Annotated in this window: 16 protein-coding genes; 10 read left to right on the top strand and 6 right to left on the bottom strand. The window is 37.7% G+C overall.

Features of this window, described 5'->3' with window-relative positions; translation table 11 throughout:
* Nucleotides 1-105 precede the first annotated feature (105 nt).
* Nucleotides 106-2,286 (bottom strand): YhgE/Pip domain-containing protein, encoded by a 2,181-nt coding sequence (locus LKW28_RS05655; RefSeq protein WP_229139370.1) that lies wholly within the window; start codon nt 2,284-2,286, stop codon nt 106-108.
* Nucleotides 2,287-2,397: 111 nt separating this feature from the next.
* Here LKW28_RS05655 and LKW28_RS05650 point away from each other — a divergent pair, with 111 nt between their 5' ends.
* The 3 genes from LKW28_RS05650 (at nt 2,398) to LKW28_RS05640 (ending at nt 5,744) form a co-directional block, all read left to right on the top strand.
* Nucleotides 2,398-2,976: a uracil-DNA glycosylase gene (locus LKW28_RS05650; protein WP_229139369.1), complete on the top strand. Its 579-nt coding sequence runs from the start codon at nt 2,398-2,400 to the stop codon at nt 2,974-2,976.
* A 249-nt stretch (nt 2,977-3,225) separates the two neighbouring features.
* Nucleotides 3,226-4,479, top strand: a complete 1,254-nt coding sequence (gene codB / locus LKW28_RS05645; protein ID WP_229139368.1) for a cytosine permease — start codon at nt 3,226-3,228, stop codon at nt 4,477-4,479.
* Nucleotides 4,476-5,744: a cytosine deaminase gene (locus tag LKW28_RS05640; protein ID WP_229139367.1), complete on the top strand. Its 1,269-nt coding sequence runs from the start codon at nt 4,476-4,478 to the stop codon at nt 5,742-5,744. Before codB ends, LKW28_RS05640 begins: the two co-directional genes overlap by 4 nt.
* Nucleotides 5,745-5,783: 39 nt before the next feature.
* Here LKW28_RS05640 and LKW28_RS05635 read toward each other — a convergent pair whose 3' ends face one another.
* Entirely contained in the window at nt 5,784-6,644 is an 861-nt protein-coding gene (locus LKW28_RS05635) for a mechanosensitive ion channel family protein (protein ID WP_324255010.1), read from the bottom strand.
* A 120-nt stretch (nt 6,645-6,764) separates the two neighbouring features.
* Nucleotides 6,765-7,955 (bottom strand): coenzyme F420-0:L-glutamate ligase, encoded by a 1,191-nt coding sequence (locus tag LKW28_RS05630; protein ID WP_229139365.1) that lies wholly within the window; start codon nt 7,953-7,955, stop codon nt 6,765-6,767.
* Between the two features lie 118 nt (nt 7,956-8,073).
* On the opposite strand from LKW28_RS05630, the gene LKW28_RS05625 reads away from it, so the two are divergent.
* Complete coding sequence (locus tag LKW28_RS05625; protein WP_229139364.1) at nt 8,074-8,973, top strand: LysR family transcriptional regulator; 900 nt, start codon at nt 8,074-8,076, stop codon at nt 8,971-8,973.
* A 14-nt stretch (nt 8,974-8,987) separates the two neighbouring features.
* On the opposite strand, the gene LKW28_RS05620 is transcribed toward LKW28_RS05625, so the two are convergent.
* The 3 genes from LKW28_RS05620 to LKW28_RS05610 all read right to left on the bottom strand — a co-directional run bounded on the left by LKW28_RS05620 (nt 8,988) and on the right by LKW28_RS05610 (nt 11,456).
* Nucleotides 8,988-9,689 carry a metallophosphoesterase family protein gene (locus tag LKW28_RS05620; protein ID WP_229139363.1) on the bottom strand — a complete coding sequence of 234 codons (702 nt, stop codon included), beginning with the start codon at nt 9,687-9,689 and terminating at the stop codon, nt 8,988-8,990.
* Nucleotides 9,690-10,061: 372 nt separating this feature from the next.
* A complete protein-coding gene (locus tag LKW28_RS05615) occupies nt 10,062-10,559 on the bottom strand; it encodes a hypothetical protein (RefSeq protein ID WP_229139362.1) in 498 nt (165 codons plus the stop codon).
* A gap of 93 nt (nt 10,560-10,652) precedes the next feature.
* Nucleotides 10,653-11,456, bottom strand: a complete 804-nt coding sequence (locus tag LKW28_RS05610) for a metallophosphoesterase (RefSeq protein WP_229139361.1) — start codon at nt 11,454-11,456, stop codon at nt 10,653-10,655.
* Nucleotides 11,457-11,790: 334 nt separating this feature from the next.
* Between LKW28_RS05610 and brnQ the strand changes: the two genes are divergently transcribed.
* The 6 genes from brnQ to LKW28_RS05580 all read left to right on the top strand — a co-directional run bounded on the left by brnQ (nt 11,791) and on the right by LKW28_RS05580 (nt 18,884).
* On the top strand, nt 11,791-13,137 hold the full coding sequence (gene brnQ / locus LKW28_RS05605) for a branched-chain amino acid transport system II carrier protein (protein WP_229139360.1): 1,347 nt from the start codon (nt 11,791-11,793) through the stop codon (nt 13,135-13,137).
* A gap of 101 nt (nt 13,138-13,238) precedes the next feature.
* Nucleotides 13,239-14,543, top strand: coding sequence for an IS91 family transposase (locus LKW28_RS05600; RefSeq protein WP_420708818.1), 1,305 nt, complete (start codon nt 13,239-13,241; stop codon nt 14,541-14,543).
* 356 nt (nt 14,544-14,899) lie between these two features.
* Nucleotides 14,900-15,766, top strand: a complete 867-nt coding sequence (locus LKW28_RS05595) for a Cof-type HAD-IIB family hydrolase (protein ID WP_229139358.1) — start codon at nt 14,900-14,902, stop codon at nt 15,764-15,766.
* Nucleotides 15,767-15,998: 232 nt separating this feature from the next.
* Nucleotides 15,999-16,850 carry a BglG family transcription antiterminator LicT gene (gene licT, locus LKW28_RS05590; protein ID WP_229139357.1) on the top strand — a complete coding sequence of 284 codons (852 nt, stop codon included), beginning with the start codon at nt 15,999-16,001 and terminating at the stop codon, nt 16,848-16,850.
* A 29-nt stretch (nt 16,851-16,879) separates the two neighbouring features.
* The gene (locus tag LKW28_RS05585) at nt 16,880-17,929 is read left to right on the top strand and encodes a lactonase family protein (RefSeq protein WP_229139356.1); all 1,050 of its coding nucleotides are present in this window, start codon (nt 16,880-16,882) and stop codon (nt 17,927-17,929) included.
* 244 nt (nt 17,930-18,173) lie between these two features.
* Nucleotides 18,174-18,884 carry a GntR family transcriptional regulator gene (locus LKW28_RS05580; RefSeq protein WP_229139355.1) on the top strand — a complete coding sequence of 237 codons (711 nt, stop codon included), beginning with the start codon at nt 18,174-18,176 and terminating at the stop codon, nt 18,882-18,884.
* The last annotated feature ends 2 nt before the right edge of the window (nt 18,885-18,886 follow it).

Below are 18,886 nucleotides of genomic sequence, written 5' to 3'. Positions count from 1 at the left end.
GCATAGTCATGGGACTTTTTTGTGTCTGAAAACATTATTTCATACACCAGGAAATTATAAAATTCAAGCTTGTTTCGCATATAATTTCAGCCTAAAAATCTGAGCTCAATGAAAAAGCCCAGATTTTTTTAGTTTTTGTTTAATTGGTGCACCAAGCTTATTTATCGGCTCTTTTAGCCATGCACCAATAATGATTGCTGCCGAACCAAAAATAGTGAGAATAAAGAGATCGTAGTAAACTGTTTCCCAGACAATTCCTCCTACGGCTTCCCGGGTTAGACTAATGGCATACGTAAATGGGAGGTATGGATGAATGTACTGAAAAAAGTTTGGCAATAGGACGACTGGGAAGGTGCCGCCAGAACTTGAGATTTGTAAAACCAGTAGCACAATCGCGAGTGCTTTTCCGACATTACCAAGGACAGATACAAGTGTGTAAATCATCACAACAAAAACAAGACTGATAAAAATGCTAAACAAAATAAAATAGAAAGGGGCGCTTACCTCAACCCCCAGTAGCCACATATCTCCAGCAGTTACGATAATCGTTTGCAGAACGCCAATCGTCAAAAAGGTTAATGCTTTTCCAAAATACTCATCTCTTCCTGCTATACCTTCATACCCATGTGCATCAATTGTAAGCAGGGAAATCATCAATAATCCGCCAACCCATAAGGATAAGACTGTATAAAATGGTGTCATCCCTGTTCCGTAATTTGGAATAGGAAAAAGTTTATGAGAATCCAAACCAACGGGTTCAGCGAAGAATCCTCGTTCTGCCTCCGGATCATTCCGGAGTAACTCGATAAGGTCATTTATATTGGCCTTTTGATTTAAATCGCGTATTTTATTGGCAAGTTCATTGACTTTTTGATTTAGATAAGGGTATTGATTCCTTGCGCTTGAAATGACATTTTTTCCTTCCTGGAGCTGACCGCCCGCGTTTTGCAGGATGGTTTCAATCCGTGGAATGATTTTTTGTATTTCAAGAATAATTTCCTTAGCACCACGAAGGGTATCTTTTGCATGTTGGAGCTGAGTCCGAATGTTCGTCTCAATTTCATTGTTGTATTGATTGATGAAAGTATCAACTTTAGTTCTAGTGTTATTAGAATTATTTTGGACCTCTTCCAGACTAGGGATATTATTTAACTGTTGCTGTAAGGCACCTATGTCTTGAATCGCAATATTAAGATTGTTAACTTGGTTTTGAGATTGGGTATTGTATTGTTCCTTTAGTTGATTTACTTCTGTTCGAATGTCATTAAGTTGTTCATTTTCTGGGTTTTGCAGGAGTGAATCCAATTGAGTGAAGCTTTTATGTATACCCTGATTTGTACTCTCATTTTTCAAATCCGAAAGTAATACTTTTAGTGACTCAAAATCTGTATTTGTTTTAGTTAAATCTTCAGGGTTTAGATTCACTGAATGGATAAAGTCATCTACTTCATGTGTTGCATTTTGTACTTTAACTAAATTTTGCTTAATAATTGGAGATATTTCCTTAAAGCGGGTTTCTGCCTTTGATAAGAAGGCGTCTGCATCGCCAATTGTTTGTAACGCTTGATTGGTTGTGTTTTGTGCCTTAGGAATCAACTCCTGTATGTCCCTGATTACCGAGTTAGCTTGGATTATTTCCCTGTAAGCATCATCAAGTGTCAATTTTATGGAAGGCATTTTTTCTTCCAATAAAAAGACATAGGTTTGAAATCGCTCGATATCAGGTAAATTTTGTTCGATTTCGATGCCAAGTTGATTAAATACTTCAAAAATAACCCCGTTCACGGTTGAAATGAACTGACTTGTGATTTTTTCAGTAATCACATTTGCGCCTTTTTCTGTGATTTTAGGTGATATGGCATTGACCTTTTCGTTGACATAATATTCTACTGTTGCTTTTGTTGGGTGATCACTAATGACTGTTCCCAGTTTTTTCGAAAAATCAGAGGGAATAACAATAACCGCGTATAGTTCCCCAGATTTTACCTCATCCATCGCCTGGTTGCGGTCAAGAAAATGCCATTCAAATGAGTTATTATCCTTTAATGTTTTAGTAAGATCGTCCCCTACATGAATTTCCTTATCGTCAACCATTGTCTCCTGATCCTCACTGACAATGCCAACTGGAATATGATTGGTATTTCCGTAAGGGTCCCACGAAGCTTTGATGTTGAACCAGGCATAGAGAGAGGGAAGCAGGATTAGGGCTAAGATGACAACAGCCGCAACCCAATTCGTTAATGTATTTTTAATATCATTTATAAAGATCATCCTGATATTTTTCATAGGGCAATTCCTTTCTAAAAAGACTCTTTTTATTAGTAATGCCATAATTCCTTCTGAATATCAGATTAATTCTGAGTGTTGGTTATCCTAATCTTGAGGAGTGTGAAGAATGTGAATTCATTTTGTCCGGTTATGTGGAATGAGGATCCAACGCCAGAGGATCAGAAGAATTGCAAGGAATGCGGGTTGTATCAGCAAGGGTCACGGATGATTTGGGGAGAGGGGGATCCGAAAGCACCGATCCTGATTATTTTGGATAATCCGGGTGCGCGTGAAGATCGTGAAGGAAATCCAATGATTTGTGGAACAAGGCAGACCTTACAGAAAGCTGCTCATGATGCAGGGATTGATAAAGAACAATTGTATGTGACCTATATTTTAAAAAGACAGCCGAAACGGGCCTATGATAAGGAAAAGACACGCGAAATCTGCATTAACCATCTATATGCCCAGCTCGAGCAGCAGAAACCAAAGCTAATTGTTTGTCTTGGTAATGTGGCTGTTCAATCCTTTTTTCAGAACCCTGAACTTGAAGTCAAAGGGCTTAGGGGAAACTTCTATCAGATGAATGGTTATCAAACGACTGTCGCGTACCATCCGCTTGCAGCTAGAAGAAGGCCAAATTTGTATCCGCTTCTCTTGGAGGATATGAAGCTGGTAGCTTCAGAGCTTGAAAAAATTGGTACATAAATATTTTTATTGACGTTTTAATAATTTTCTGTGATAATAAGTTTAATTTAATAACTGGTACCTTTAATTCAGTCCAGAGAGGCTGACAAGGACGGCGGATTTTATTAGAATGCGCGGGGACTTCGTGTGCGATTTTTCCTGTACATTCTAATAGATGAAGAGGCTAATTGTCAGGAAACCTGGTAATTAGTCTCTTTTTTTTCTGCTTGCTTCTGGTATCAGAAATGATAAAACAGGAGGAATCATTTTATGCAAAAAATGGATTCAGAGTTTTCATGGCAAGCAGTACCACAAACGAATCGAAACGGATTTTGGAAGACATTATCAGTCATGCTAGGCTTGACATTTTTTTCTGCGAGTATGCTTGCTGGTGGGGAAATTGGAATGGGCTTAACTTTTACTCAGTTTATCTTAATCGTGTTAGCGGGAAATCTTGCACTCGGGATCTACACAGGTACCCTTGCTTATATCGCTTCAAAGACGGGATTATCGACACATCTTTTAGCAAAGTATGCATTCGGTGAAAAGGGATCTTACCTGCCATCCTTTTTACTCGGATTTACTCAGGTAGGTTGGTTTGGAGTAGGGGTAGCGATGTTTGCGGTTCCGGTTGCAAATGCAATGGATTGGAACGTGTATGCATTAATTTTAGCCTTTGGATTAGCGATGACCGCAACTTCCATTTTTGGAATGAAAGCACTCATTGTTTTAGGCTTTGTTGCAGTACCAGCGATTGCGGTTCTTGGCAGCTATTCGGCAGTTGAAGCAACTCGCGACTTAGGTGGGTTCGCGGCTCTGCTGGAGTACAAGCCAACTGTATCAATAACTATTTCAGCAGCACTCACAATTTGTGTAGGTTCATTTATTAGTGCTGGAACGTTAACACCAGACTTCGCACGATTTGCAAAAACTTCACGCTCAGCAGTAACCGCAACCGTGATTGCCTTTTTCTTAGGTAACTCTTTAATGTTCTTATTCGGTGCGATCGGATCTATGACTTATAGCTTAGCGGATATCTCAGAGGTTATGTTCCTGCAAGGATTAATGATTCCTGCGATTATTGTACTAGGATTAAATATCTGGACAACAAATGATAATGCCCTATATGCATCAGGATTAGGGTTTGCGAATATCACGAAGATTTCTAAAAAAGTGTTTGTCGTAGTTAACGGCTTAGTAGGAACCTTACTTGCCATGTGGATGTACAACAATTTTGTTGGATTCCTAACACTTCTCGGTGCTGCAATTCCATCTATTGGTGCCATCATCATCACGGATTACTTCTTTATCAAAAAAAGAGAGTATGGCGCTTTTGAAAAAATGAAATTTAAATCAGTGAACTGGATCTCAATTGCGGCATGGGCTGTTGGTGTAGGGTTTGCGCAAGTAGCGCCTGGTATTACACCATTAAATGCACTACTTGGTACAGCGGTTATTTATTTCGTATTCATGAAACTAGCGGAAGTTAAAAAAGTTAAGGAAGCAAAGGTGATTTTAAGTTGATTATTAAAAATGCAACTTTAAGAGGAAAAACTGGACACTGGCATCTCGTTATCAAAGATGGACAGTTTGATAAAATTACACAAGAGCTTGGTGAAGTGAACGGAAATGAGGAAATTATTGATGTTGGTGGGGCGTTGGTTCTTCCTCCTTTCATTGAGCCCCATATTCATTTGGATACGACATTAACTGCGGGTGAACCTGAGTGGAATCAAAGCGGCACTCTGTTTGAAGGGATCCAGCGCTGGTCCCAGCGTAAAGAATCGTTAACTCATGAGGATGTAAAATTACGATCAAAAACAGCGCTAAAATGGCAAATTGCTCAAGGTATTCAGCATGTTCGTACACATGTTGATGTAACGGATCCAACTCTGACGGCATTAAAAGCCATGCTTGAAGTGAAAGAGGAATTAAAAGAATTTGTAGATATTCAACTAGTTGCATTTCCACAAGAAGGAATTCAATCCTATCCAAATGGAGCAGAGTTGCTGGAAGAGTCATTGAAAATGGGGGCAGACGTTGTTGGCGGGATTCCACATTTTGAATTCACGCGTGAATATGGCGTCGATTCAATGAAAACTGCTTTTGATTTAGCAGAAAAGTATGATCGTTTAATCGACATTCATTGTGATGAAATTGATGATGAACAATCAAGATTTGTTGAGGTGGTTGCGAAGGAAGCGTATGAACGCGGCCTTGGCAATCGCACAACGGCAAGCCATACAACAGCAATGGGCTCATACAATGATGCATACACGTACAAGCTTTTCCGTTTGCTAAAGCTTTCTAATATCAATTTTGTATCGAATCCACTGGTGAACATTCATTTACAAGGCCGTTTTGATACGTATCCAAAGCGCAGAGGGTTAACTCGTGTAAAAGAGTTGCTTGAAGCAGGTTTAAATGTATGCTTTGGCCACGATGATATATTTGACCCATGGTATCCACTAGGAACTGGCAATATGCTCCAGGTTCTTCATATGGGAATTCACGCATCACAATTGATGGGATATGAGCAAATCGTTAATTCTATCGATTTGATCACAGCCAATAGTGCAAAAACTTTACAAATCGAAGATCGTTATGGGATTGAAGCAGGAAAACCAGCAAACTTCATTGTGATGTCCGCTGAAAATGAATACGAAACAATCCGCAAACAAGCAAAGGTTCGCTATTCATTCAGAAATGGAAAGATCATTGCCGAAACAAAACCAAGTGAAACGATGATTACATTAGGTCAAACAGAAGTGATTGATTTTAATCGATAAAAGGAAGGGGCACCCTGTTGATTGGGTGCCCATTTCATTTTAACTTTGTCCCATTCTTTGCGGACCATCGCCATTTCGATGTATGGTGACCTGATGCGGGAGTGGAATTTCAATGCCTTTCGTTTCAAAGGCTTCTTTAATCGCTTTACGAAATGCGCGTTCAACCCCCCATTGCTCGCCATTAACTGTTTTCGCAATGACACGAAGCACAATATCTGATGTTCCAATTGCCTGAACACCAATGACATTCGGTCCTTCAACGATAACTGAATTGCCGGCAGCCACTTTGTCGCATGCCTCCTGCATCACGGTTATCGCTTGGTCAATGTCTTCACCATATGCAATCCCAATATCAACAAGGGCACGCATATTTCCGCGTGAATGATTGCTCACACTTGTAATGTCCCGGTTCGGAATATAGTGCAAGGTCCCATCAAAGCCACGAAGTTGAGTGGTTCGTAAACCAACAGCTTCCACAACCCCATCAATAGCTCCGATCGTGACATAATCATTCACATCAATTTGCTTTTCCAGCAATAGGAAAAAGCCTGTCACAACATCACTCACAAGTCCTTGTGCTCCGAATCCAACTGCCAGCCCCACAATTCCAGCACCGGCAATTAAACTTGCTACGGATATATTAAAAATACTAAAAATTGAAGCGACAAAAATAAAAATCAAGGCATAGGAGAGGACATTTTCCATTAATTTTTGTAATGTATGGGCACGGCCCAACGAAATATTTTGCTTTTCCTGTAATCTTGTAAAGGCTCGGTCAATGACTTTGTTCCCAATCTTTTTTACAATGATAAACGCAATGAAAATCCCAATTATTTTTAAGGCTTTGAATCCTACATCGATAAGTAGGGCCTCCCAATTGAAACTAAGTAAATCGAACAAACTATCATCCTTCCTCATGTCTTATCTTTTTTCCTAGTAAGAGAATACCACATAGAGCTAAAATGAAACATCCTTCCGATAAAAAAATCCCCTGAATGAATACAGGGGACTTGTTTCTACTTATTTAGTATAATTATCAAAATATCCTTGGATGAAGACGAATGGAGTACCTTTATCACCGCTTCCAGATGTTAAGTCAGAAAGTGAACCGATTAGGTCTGTTAGTCTTCTAGGTGTTGTACCTTGTGCTTCCATTTGACCCACAAGGTCACCTTCTTTGTTCGCAATAAACTCAGAGATTGCTTTTTTAAGTTCTTCACCTTTTAAATCAGCAAAATTGTTATCTGCAAGGTATTTTAATTTTACTTCATTTGGTGTTCCTTCAAGACCAGCAGTATAGGCAGGAGAAACAACTGGATCAGCGAGCTCCCAAATTTTTCCGACAGGATCTTTAAAAGCACCGTCTCCGTAAACCATAACCTCTACAATTTTACCAGTCTTCTCTTTTAGAAGCTCTTGAATTTTATCAACGATTGGTTGGCAATTACGAGGGAAAAGCTTCACGCTTTCCTCTGTTGCTTTGTTAGAGCCAAGTAGACCATATTGTTCATTAAAGCCGCTGCCATTGAACGATTCAGAAAGAATATTGTCAAGACTGTATACTTTTTCGCCGCCATTTGCTTTTAAAATTCTCTTAGTGCGGAATCTTGTGTGAATGTCACAAGTTAGCACGTTCTTTGTATAGTCTAGTATTGTTTTTGGATTGTTTGAGAAGATAACTTCACATTCAACCCCGTATTCTTCGATTAATGATTTATAGTAGTCAATATAATCAACACCAGTAAAAGGATGTTTATTGTGTCCGAACGCATCTCGGAATTGTTGTTCTGTTAAAACGTCTGTCCAAGGGTTTATGCCTTTTTCATCAAGCAGGTCAATATCCACTAAGTGGTTACCCACTTCATCTGAAGGATAGCTTAACATAAGGACAATCTTTTTCGCACCTTTCGCAATTCCGCGAAGACAGATCGCAAAACGGTTACGGCTTAGGATCGGGAAAATAACACCAACAGTGTCATCGCCAAACTTTGCCTCTACATCTTGCGCGATATCATTAATCGTGGCATAGTTTCCTTGAGCACGTGCAACAATAGACTCAGTTATAGTTACGATGTCTTTATCTTGTATAGTAAAGCCTTCAACCTCAGAAGCTGTTAATACAGTGTCAACAACGATTTGCTCAATGCTGTCCCCTTTATTGATGATCGGACCGCGTAAACCTCTTACAACTGTTCCTACTACTCTTTCCAAAACAATCACTCCTACATACTGATAAGATTAATGTAATTAGTATCCACTAGTACTATACATCTATTATGTGATATAAGTAAAATTAATATATCTAATAATGGGTATAAGGGTGATTTATATGATTGGAAAATTAGACTTATATAAAGTTTTTAGTGTGGTTGCTAAGAATGGAAGCTTTTCAAAAGCAGCAAAGGAACTTTTTATGACACAGCCAGCGGTCAGTCAGTCGATGATGCAATTGGAAAGGGAACTGGACATACGATTGTTTAATCGTACGCCCAAAGGAGTTACGTTAACAAATGAAGGAAAACGGTTATTTGAATATGTTCATTCCGCGATGAATCTCCTCAATGTTGGTGAGGAGATGATTTTAGAATTTAAAAATTTAACAAAGGGTGAATTAAGGATTGGTGTGGGAGATACAATTTCGAAGTACTTCTTGCTGACATACTTAGAAAACTTCCATAATGAATATCCAAATATCAAGTTTAAAATTGAAAACGGGACCACTCAGGAGCTTATTTCTTTATTGAAATTGGGTGAAGTGGACATAGCGATTTGTAACTTCCCAGTGGCTGACACTACCTTAGGACAAATCCCATGCATGGACATTCATGATATTTTTGTATGTGGGGATCATTACAAAAAGCTCTTACCAAAGCTAATGGGTGTAAATGAATTAGTGAAGCATCCACTCATTTTTCTTGAACCAAAATCAGTATCCAGAAAATATGTGGATGAATTCCTGATATCGAAGGGGTTAAGGATATCCCCCGAATTTGAATTGGGTTCACACGACCTACTTTTAGAGTTTGCAAAAATAAATCTGGGAATTGCCTGCGTCACCAAGGAATTCTCACAGGAATATTTAGAAAAGGGCATCTTACACGAGGTGCAGCTAGATGAAAAAATTCCAAATCGGAGCATTGGCATCTGTTACGTAAAAAACGTACCACTCTCACCAGCATCTACAAAGTTTGTGGAGATCATTAGGAACCATAAGGACGGTTTTAATTGAACCGTCCCATTGTACTAATCGATATAATATATTTCTGAATTAGTCGCATCATAGCAATACAGTCTTCCGCCATATGCACAGCCGCCATCAATGCCAATAATCTTATTTTTTCCGAAATACATTTCTTCACTTTTATGTAAGTATTTTGTTGGGGTATGGCCGAACACCACAGTCTTTTCACCTCCATAGCCATTGTGAAATTCCTCTCGAATCCAGACAAATAAATGGGGGTCTGTTGATTCCAATGGTGTTTCTGGGTGGACACCTGCATGAACAAAAATATGAGTATCCGTTTCATAGTAGTAAGGAAATTCCTTTAGGACTTCTAGGTGCGGGCAGATTTCTTCATTTGTTTCGAGAAGGTTTGGCATTTCTTCTGTTGTGTACCAATATTTGGCATCATCCTTTTCGATATGGTAGCCATAATTTTGCAAGGTTTTAATTCCACCGTTGTAAAACCATCTTTTGACGCTCATGGCATCTGCACGGAAAGCTTCTATCATCATTTTTTCATGGTTGCCAATTAACGCAATTGCTCCTTCATTTCGAAGTTGAATTACTTTATCTAGAACAGCCCTTGAGAGTGGTCCACGATCCACATAGTCCCCTAACAACAGAAGCTGATCGTATTGCTGATCATATTGTACAAGCTCCAACAGGCGCTCGAATTTGTCTAAATCGCCATGAATATCACTAATCGCAAGCATTTGCTTCACACATCACACAACCTTTATCAATGTAGGTTCTTCTATTTTATCACACCCGCCTTATCAGTGAGGAATTGCCCTTATTGAATAATTTCTTATAAGTCAAAAATAATAAAAAAATCTAAAGGAAAGAAAGTGGGGGAATGATGTATGTCGAAACTTGCTGAATTGTTTTTGTTGATAATGAAAGCGCTATCAATTATAATGAAGTCAGGTGGATGACACGTGTGGTCATCATGGTACTTGGCGAAGGTGGGGCCGGTACTGTAGTGGATTAACACATTAATGAATAACTTTCTGATGTATTATTTAAAAAGAGACCTTTTAATTCAAATGAGAATTAAACAGGTCTCTTTTGTTATGGTTTTTGAATTAATAAAGTTAAATTAAGTCAGCCTCGCTCGATTCCTGGAAATTCGAAGATTGCTTTGGAACAATGTATTTCTCGTAAAACTTATGAAATGCAAAGTTCATTAAAGCATCCGAAAAAATTAAAGTAAAAAACTTACTCGAACTAATCTTTAGTTTAAAGAAATTCAGCTTTCTAAGCAGGGAAACAATTGGGTAGGCGTAAATCCAATCTGCTACAAGATTGATAAGGGCATACGGGAGGAACTTCCCTTTTGATAGGGAGAACACCCAATAACTTGCAAAAAGATAGGGACCTAAAATGAGGATACAGGTGTCACACACCATCGAACTAACGCTGCCTTTTACCTTCCAAAGCTTATGCACCGTAAAATAGAAGATCTCAAACATTAGAATGCTAGTGGAAAATAAGGTAACAGGCAAATATTTTATGTACGATTTCTTTGGAAGCAGCACTGCCGCGGCTATCGAACAAATCACAATAAAGACCCTGATGCTATTTTTTAACATGCATAACAATCCTTTCGTATCGCTTTATCTTAATTTGTTCCAAGAAAAGGGTTCCTATTCGAAAAACAAAGCCTGCATTGCAATAATGCAGGCTTAAATTTCAATGACTTTAATGGTAGAAAATATTTCTTCTTCAGCATCCTTACTGTTCCATTCATGCGGGTAATAACCAAGCGGGTTGCAGATAATTTCAATCCCGTTATATTGTTCATGATATCTCGTATGAATATGTCCAAAAATATATTTTTTTACATGGTATTCTTCGGCTAACTCACCGAAATGCTTACTTCCCATCATGGCGTTGAAGAAATCCCAGCCGGGGTCATTTTTTATTTGAATATATCGTGAGAAAGGAACGACATGTGTGACCATTATGATATTTTTCCCCTTATAGGCCTCAAGCCAGTTCTCGAGTTTTTCAAGGTGTTGTTTCGTTTCAATTTGGTCTGAAGCCGGCCAGTGGGCGTTCATTTTATCGGGCCAAGTGAAATCATTAAACGTTCCTATTGAAAATTGTTCCTCTGTATAACCTTCAATTCCAAACGTATAGTCATACCAGCCCCCATCACCAATTACAACCCAACTGTCGTTCAATTCGACTGGCCCATTACCTAGATTGCCGGGAAATTCTAGCAGTATGTCATAAGCAGATTTAGAGTCTTCATGGTAAATATCATGATTTCCATGTACAAATAATAGCTTCATTTTTGGAAATTCCTCTTGTAACTGGTTTAGTAGGTTAAGGCTTTTTGCAGGACCAGCTGTCATGTCACCACTTATGATAAAAACCTCAGGAGAATTAGCTGCGATCCATTTGCTTAATTGTGAAATGATATCCATTCCTGTATTTTTTCGATTTAAGCCGGCATGAATATCGGATAAAACAGCAATCTTCATTTGATCATCCCCTTCTTTTCTTTTTGACCGTTACATACATAGTTCTATGTCCAGAGGTTTTTCCCTTCAATTAATATATTACGAATGGACCAATGGAATTTTCTTGTGGTTCTATGGAACTATATCCCAATAATTACATTTATTATTAAAATTATTTTGATATAATTCTATTTTCTGAAAAGTGTTGTTTTTTGGACTTTTGTGTGATATATTAGTTTCTATCAAGTTGGGATTTGTAAGCGAGTAAGTTTCTTAGTATAATTTTATGCTCTAGATATGTTATAGGAAAAGTTATTATTCATCAGATGTCTAGGGTGTTTTGGGAGGAATAGATATGTCATCATCAAGAGATTCATTTGGTAATATCATAGCGGTAGGATTTATGTTATTTGCATTATTCTTTGGAGCAGGGAATCTAATCTTCCCGGTACAATTAGGTCAATTAGCTGGAAGCAATGTTTTTTCAGCGAATCTAGGCTTTATTATCACAGGAGTAGGACTACCTGTACTTGGTATACTGGCTTTGGCTTTCTCAGGAAAAAGTGATTTGGAATCATTAGCAGGTCGAGTTAATCCGGTATATGGTATTTTCTTCACGGTTGCGCTTTATTTAACGATTGGTCCTTTATTTGCAATTCCTAGAACAAACACGGTTGCTTATGAAATTGGGATCGCACCATTTGTTGGAAACCAGGAGAGCCATCTTCCATTATTTATTTTTACAATTATCTTTTTCGGACTAACCCTATACTTTTCATTAAAATCCAGTAAGATCGTTGATATTGTAGGAAAGATTTTAACACCGATTTTATTAGTGGTTATTGCGATTCTTATTATAGCGGCATTTGTGCACCCAATTGGGGTAATTCAAGATCCGACTGAAACCTATATTTCAAATAGCTTTTTTAAAGGCTTCCAGGAAGGCTATAACACAATGGATGCACTTGCAGCTTTCGTATTTGGAATAATCATTATTAACATCATGAAAGATCGCGGTGCACGCACAAAAAAAGAAATTATGGTCTCAACAGGTAAGGTTGCTTTAGTTGCTGGAGTATTGTTAGCAGTAATCTATTCTTCACTCGCATTCTTAGGTGCAACAAGTGTAGAGGGTCTAGGGTATTTAGAAAATGGCGGCTCTGTTTTAGCGGCTGCATCTCAACATTTCTTTGGTTGGTATGGTAAATTGATTCTTGCTGTAATTGTTATTGCCGCTTGTTTAACAACTAGTATTGGACTTATCACATCATGTGCAGCTTATTTTAAAAAATTAGTTCCTGCTCTTTCTTATAAGCAATGGGCAGTTATCTTTACATTATTTAGTGCAGTTGTCTCAAACTTCGGCTTAAGTACAATTATAAGCTTTTCAATTCCAGTGTTAGTGGCACTTTATCCATTAGCTATGTGTTTAATGGTGTTAACTTTCTTACACCCTCTATTCCAGGGTCGCAAGGAAGTATACCAAGTTAGTATTTTAGTTACATTCATCCTAAGTATTAACGATGGATTGAACGCAGCAGGTGTAAAAATTGCCGCTGTTAATGAACTATTAGAATCCATTCTCCCTTTATATTCAGTAGGATTAGGTTGGATTGTTCCGGCTATTATCGGTGGAGTGATCGGATATTTAATTAGCATCATTAAACGTGGTGCTCTAAGTCCAGAGCCAATTGAGGAATAAGAAGAAGGGCTACTCGTGTCTGAGTAGCCTTTTTTAAAAAGATAAGAAAGTATAAAAATTTGGGTCTACCACAGTCATTTAAGCTGTGGTATTTTCATTTTATGGAGACCAATATATTGAGAAGAATATTTTTTGATAAACACCAACATTGGGAAGCTTTCAAAAGAAAACACGGTGCTAAAATCCGCCCTATCGTAATTAAGGAGGTTGAGAAATTTCGAGATTGTGGGGATATCAAAAATGGATTTAAGTTATTTGTGTGTGAAGGTTGTCATGATGTGCGAAAGGTTCCTTACCGATGTAAAGGTCGATTTTGTACCACGTGCTCTGTTGGAGAAAGTGAAGAATGGAGTAGGTTACTTACTGAAGATGTTCTTCAGGTTAATCATCGGCACGTAATTTTTACGATTGATGAAGGACTAAGAGATGTATTTCTCCTTCACCGACATCTATTAAAAGATTTAATGGATGCTTCTGCAAGACTACTTACTGACTTCTTCAAAAAGAAAGCAAAGGTAACACCTGGGATTATTGCTGGACTCCACACTTTTGGTTCAAGGGTCAACTTCAATCCTCACGTACATATGTTAGTTACAATGGGTGGATTAACAGAAAAAGGAGAATGGAAGCAGTATGATTTCTTGCCATTTACGATGCTTCGTAAACAATGGCAAACGGTCGTATTAAAATTAATTAGAAACGGAGTTTCACCAAGAGAAAAGAAAAGAATCCAACCAAGACTTCAAAAGGCGTTCACCAATAATGGCGAAGGCTTCTATGTGTATGCACCTAAACAGAGGGGAAAAATAAAAGAACAACTTCGTTATATTGGCCGTTATATTCGTCGACCAGCGATTGGAATCAATCGGATTGAGGCATATGATGGGCAATTCGTTACGTTCAAATATAAGGATAAAACTGACGGAAAAGACAAATCCGAAACCGTAAGTGTCGAAGAATTTATTTCACGTTTAATTCGCCATATCCCAGACGAGCAATTTAAAACTATTCGGCATTACGGTATGAATTCTAGAAGATCAAAAAACGTGTGTAAAAAAGTGTTGAGTACTTGGCAACAAAAAGCAAGACGTTGGGTTGTAAAAGTTAAGAAAACCTTACGTCGCCAGACGTGGCGTGAAAAAATAGTAGCTAGTGGCAAGAAAGACCCTCTCGTTTGTCAGAGGTGTGAATGTTACTATGAATACAAGGGAGAAGTCTGCCTTGAAAATGGTAAATTAGAAATAAAGGTAGCCTTATGCAAAACCACAAGAGCTTATTTAGAAAGGATGATTAACGATCTCACCGGTATCAAAAACCCGCAAAAAGGGAAAGAAAAAGAAGAAAAACATAAGCCTAAACCAGTCCAAGCAACAGAGCGTCAGCTATGTTTGTTTGGCGTGTCATGAGAAAGAAGAGATTCCTATTAACGTGGTAAGGGATTTCGATTTAATGGATGATGGAGATCCGACAACTCCTCCTATGTTTGCATGTGAAAAATGTGGGGGTGAAATGTATCCTGAGTATTATAAAGGGGTACATGGCATAGAGTACAAATTATCGGATATTCTCTAACCATGAAAAGGACCGGGCTATGCCCGGTTTTTCTTATGCAATAAGCATGAACTTTGTAATAAACGTTTATCTTGCTATAATTGAATCTAGGATTGTTACTGGTAAAACAGGCAAAACCTAAGTAAAGTGTTTCTTTTTTTGAGACAGTTTATTTAGGTTTTTTATTATTTATAAGAAAGAGGGATTTGGGATGAAACTGATTGCTTCTGATTTAGATGGGACACTATTAAATCAAGATAGTAAGGTAAGTGAGGCAAATGTGAAGGCGATTCAAAAGGCAATGGACAAAGGGATAAAATTTGTTGTTGTAACGGGAAGGTCCTATGATGCAGCAAATATGCCTATTAAAGAAGTAGGTATAACTTGTCCAATCATTACCTTAAACGGTGCTAGTTCATTTGATATAAATGGTAATACTTTGCGTGATATTCCAATGGAAGACTCGGTTTGTAAAAAGGTATACACTGCATGCCAGAATGGTGGGATGTATACCGAATTTTTTACAAACAAAGGTTTATTTTCATTTGGTAGAGAACAATTCATCGATAGAATGACAAGATGGTGGAAAACAGTAGATCCTGATTTAACCGAAGAGGATATTAATCAAAGAATTGAATTCCGTTTTCAGAATGAGTGTGTTCAGTTCGTGGAGAATTACGAGCAATTAGAATCAATAGAAGATCTAAAAATTTATAAGCTGTTAAGCTTTGCTGAAGATGAAGAAAGCCATAAGCAAGTGTTCGATGAGCTAAAAGATGAGCCTGGAACAGTGATTACGTCATCAGGATATTTAAATCTTGAATTTAACCATCCAGAGGCGAAAAAAGGCCTAGCACTTAAAGAATTGGCAAATAGCATGGGGATTGACATGGAAGATGTTATGTCAATGGGAGACAATTTAAATGATAAAAGCATGCTTGAAATGGCGGGACGTGGCGTTGCGATGGGAAACGCTGATCCGGAAATACTCGACCTATGTAAATTTAAGACGAAAACAAATGAGGAAGATGGGGTAGCGTTCGCAATCGAAGAGATGCTAAAAGAGTACAAACTTTAGTCTTTCAAAGTATGGGGAATTACCGACAACCGGCTTTTGGTGGCTAAGTGGATTTCGTTTATATGATATGTTTTCAAAAAAGTAGTACTGAACAATACCGTTGTTTGTACTACTTTTTTAGATTTGCTACTAGGTTTAGTTAATTGTTTGAGAAAGTGTATCAAAAAATGGTATTCTTAAACCAAATTTAGTTTTTTTTTGATGCTGCCTTGGATGAAAGTGTGGTGCTAATATGAAAATAGAGAAGGTTTTAAATAATAATGTAATTATGGCAAAGAATGAAACTAATCAGGAAGTTGTTGTAATGGGTAAGGGACTTGCCTTTCATAGAAAGGCTGGAGACACAATTGATCCTACAAAAATAGAGAAGGCTTTTATACTCCAAAAGTATGGAGTCTCAGATAAACTTGCCAAATTACTTAAAGACACATCTGAGCTCTATTTAAATATTTCATCGAACATCATAGATTATGCAAAGTTGCATTTAACACATAAATTAGATGATTATCTGTATGTTGCTTTAACCGATCATATAAGTTTTGCGGTATCTAGGTATAAACAAGGCATCCTTTTGAAAAATCCATTGTTATGGGAGATTAAAAGGTATTATAAGCCCGAGTTTCAGGTTGCACTAAAAGCTCTTGATATGATTGAAAAAGAAACCGGCTTTAGGTTTGATGATGATGAAGCTGCTTCAATAGCTCTTCACTTAGTTAATAGTCAACTTTCACAAGCAAATATGTCTGCTGTCTTTCAAATGACGGAGATTGTAAATGACATTTTAAAAATCGTCGAGGATCATTTTCAAATGGAATTGGATGAATCCTCTGTCAACTATGAACGATTTTTAATGCATCTACGTTTTGTTGCATCGGAGTTTGTTCGTAAGGAAAAAGTGACTAATACCCTTGATGAACTTTTTTACGAACAAATTCAACAAAAATTTCCTGAGGCATTTCAATGTATGCAAAAAGTAGTATCCTATTTGAAGGAAAAGGCAGATCAAGAAATATCAATTGATGATAAGGTCTATTTATCGGTTCATATTCATCGTGTTACAAATCGCCATCAAAATTCTGAATGAATGATAGTAAACAGAAAGGGGTTTATCAAATGAGCAAATTTATCGGATATGTTGGTACCTATACAAAAGGGGACAGCAAAGGGATTTATTCTTTTACATTAGATACAGATAGCAAAAAAATAGAGGATGTGAAGCTTGCAGCCGAATTGGGAAATCCTACATATGTAACAGTAAGCCAGGACAATCGTTTTCTTTACTCTGTGGTAAAAGACGGAGAATCAGGTGGCGTAGCCGCTTACTCTATTAACAGTAATACTGGTGATCTAAAGGCAATAAATCAAGATGTTACAGAAGGGGCATCCCCTTGTCATGTTAGTGTGAACGAAGCAAACAATCAAGTTGTTACGGGGAATTATCATAAAGGAACAATTGAACTTTATTCAGTAAACAGCGAAAGTGGTGGCATTGAATCTTCTCTATCAGTGGTTGCACATGAAGGGAAAGGACCACATGAAAGACAGGAAAAACCCCATACTCATTTTTCCGGTTTCACACCAGATGAAAAGTACGTTGTGGCGATTGATTTAGGAATCGACAAACTGATTACTTATGAAATCAACGAAGGTGCATTAAAAGAAGTAAGTAGTTTATCCGTAAGTCCAGGAAGCGGACCAAGACATATTGCCTTCCATCCAAATGGTACACATGCATACATCATGACAGAGATCAGCAATGAAGTCATTGCTTTATCTTATGACAGCAGTAATGGCAGTTTTACTGAGCTCCAAACTATTTCAACGATTCCTGCGGATTTTACTGAAAATAGTCAAGGAAGTGCCATCCATGTTTCAAAAGACGGGAAATTTGTCTATGCTGGAAACCGCGGACATAACAGCATTGCAGTCTTCCAGATAAATGAAGCAACAGGTGAGCTAACACTGGTAGAAATGGCTTCATCAGAGGGAGATTGGCCACGTGATTTTGTATTTGATCCAACTGAAAAATTCCTTGTGGGCTCCAACCAGGAATCAAGCAACCTTGTATTGTATGCAAGAGATGAAAAAACCGGTAAACTTTCATTAATTGACTCAGATATAACTGTACCGTTCCCAGTATGTGTGAAGTTTTTGCATGTTTAACTTTATTAAGGGACTTCAGGTACATGGTTGATGAAAACTATATTCAAATGTTTTCTTACAGGAAAATAAATAGAAAAGGTGTTAAATAAGACACGATTAAAAAGCAGCGGAATTCATTTTTCGCTGTTTTTTAATCCTTTTTCACTGAAATATAAAATTGATTAGTATATTAGTAATATGATACTATACTATTATAATAGGAAGCGTTTTCAATGGGCGGCGGAGTCACCGGGGGAGGATAAGGATGGAATACAGTCAAGTCAGAAAAAATGATAGGGGTACAAGAAGGGAGTTTGTATACTCTTTCTTATACGATAAAATTATTGAGTTTTTACTAAAGCCGGGGACTCCTATTTCGGAAAGTGAAATTGGGACCCAGCTTAATGTTAGTCGAACACCAATTAGAGAAGCATTGATGCAGCTTGCGAAGGAAAGTTTAATTGAAATACGTCCCCAAATTGGGACGTTTGTGTCATTAATTGATTCTAAAAATATAGAAGAATCACGTTTTGTGAGAAAAGCTGTTGAACTTGCGGTTATTCGCGAGGCTACTGAAAAACTAACTTCTCAAACCTTATATAAACTGGAAAAAAACTTAACCATGCAAGATATTGCTTTAAGAGAGGGAAATCATAGGGATTTTTTAGCATATGATGATGAGTTTCATGAGATCATCTATAAAGGGCTAGAATGGGACCGGATTTGGCAGGGGATTGACCAAATGAATGGACAATACAAGCGTGTTAGAATGCTTCGGTTGATAACAACAAGCGCCCCCGATTGGGAGAATGTATTGGATGAACACAGGGCTATTTATAATGCTTTAAAAAATAGGGATGTCATTGCAGCAGAATATGTTGTAAATGAACATATCACAAAAGGGATTTCCCATTTGTATGAATTTAAGAAGGAACAACCGGATTATTTTAAAAAAGAAGGCATTTCGATCTATTAGAA

Source organism: Bacillus sp. REN16, assembly GCF_020731355.1.
In the GTDB taxonomy this organism is placed as follows: domain Bacteria; phylum Bacillota; class Bacilli; order Bacillales; family Bacillaceae_L; genus Ferdinandcohnia.
Note: the sequence above shows the minus strand (reverse complement) of the source record. Positions and strands in the feature narration are given on the sequence as shown.

Bases quoted from the DNA above. Each gene is read 5' to 3' on its own strand.
- LKW28_RS05625 (WP_229139364.1), top strand. From the start codon at position 8,074: ATGATTGGAAAATTAGACTTATATAAAGTTTTTAGTGTGGTTGCTAAG.
- brnQ (WP_229139360.1), top strand. From the start codon at position 11,791: ATGTCATCATCAAGAGATTCATTTGGTAATATCATAGCGGTAGGATTT.
- LKW28_RS05595 (WP_229139358.1), top strand. From the start codon at position 14,900: ATGAAACTGATTGCTTCTGATTTAGATGGGACACTATTAAATCAAGAT.
- licT (WP_229139357.1), top strand. From the start codon at position 15,999: ATGAAAATAGAGAAGGTTTTAAATAATAATGTAATTATGGCAAAGAAT.
- LKW28_RS05600 (WP_420708818.1), top strand. From the start codon at position 13,239: ATGGAGACCAATATATTGAGAAGAATATTTTTTGATAAACACCAACAT.
- LKW28_RS05615 (WP_229139362.1), bottom strand. From the start codon at position 10,559: ATGTTAAAAAATAGCATCAGGGTCTTTATTGTGATTTGTTCGATAGCC.
- LKW28_RS05610 (WP_229139361.1), bottom strand. From the start codon at position 11,456: ATGAAGATTGCTGTTTTATCCGATATTCATGCCGGCTTAAATCGAAAA.
- LKW28_RS05655 (WP_229139370.1), bottom strand. From the start codon at position 2,286: ATGAAAAATATCAGGATGATCTTTATAAATGATATTAAAAATACATTA.
- LKW28_RS05585 (WP_229139356.1), top strand. From the start codon at position 16,880: ATGAGCAAATTTATCGGATATGTTGGTACCTATACAAAAGGGGACAGC.
- LKW28_RS05580 (WP_229139355.1), top strand. From the start codon at position 18,174: ATGGAATACAGTCAAGTCAGAAAAAATGATAGGGGTACAAGAAGGGAG.
- codB (WP_229139368.1), top strand. From the start codon at position 3,226: ATGCAAAAAATGGATTCAGAGTTTTCATGGCAAGCAGTACCACAAACG.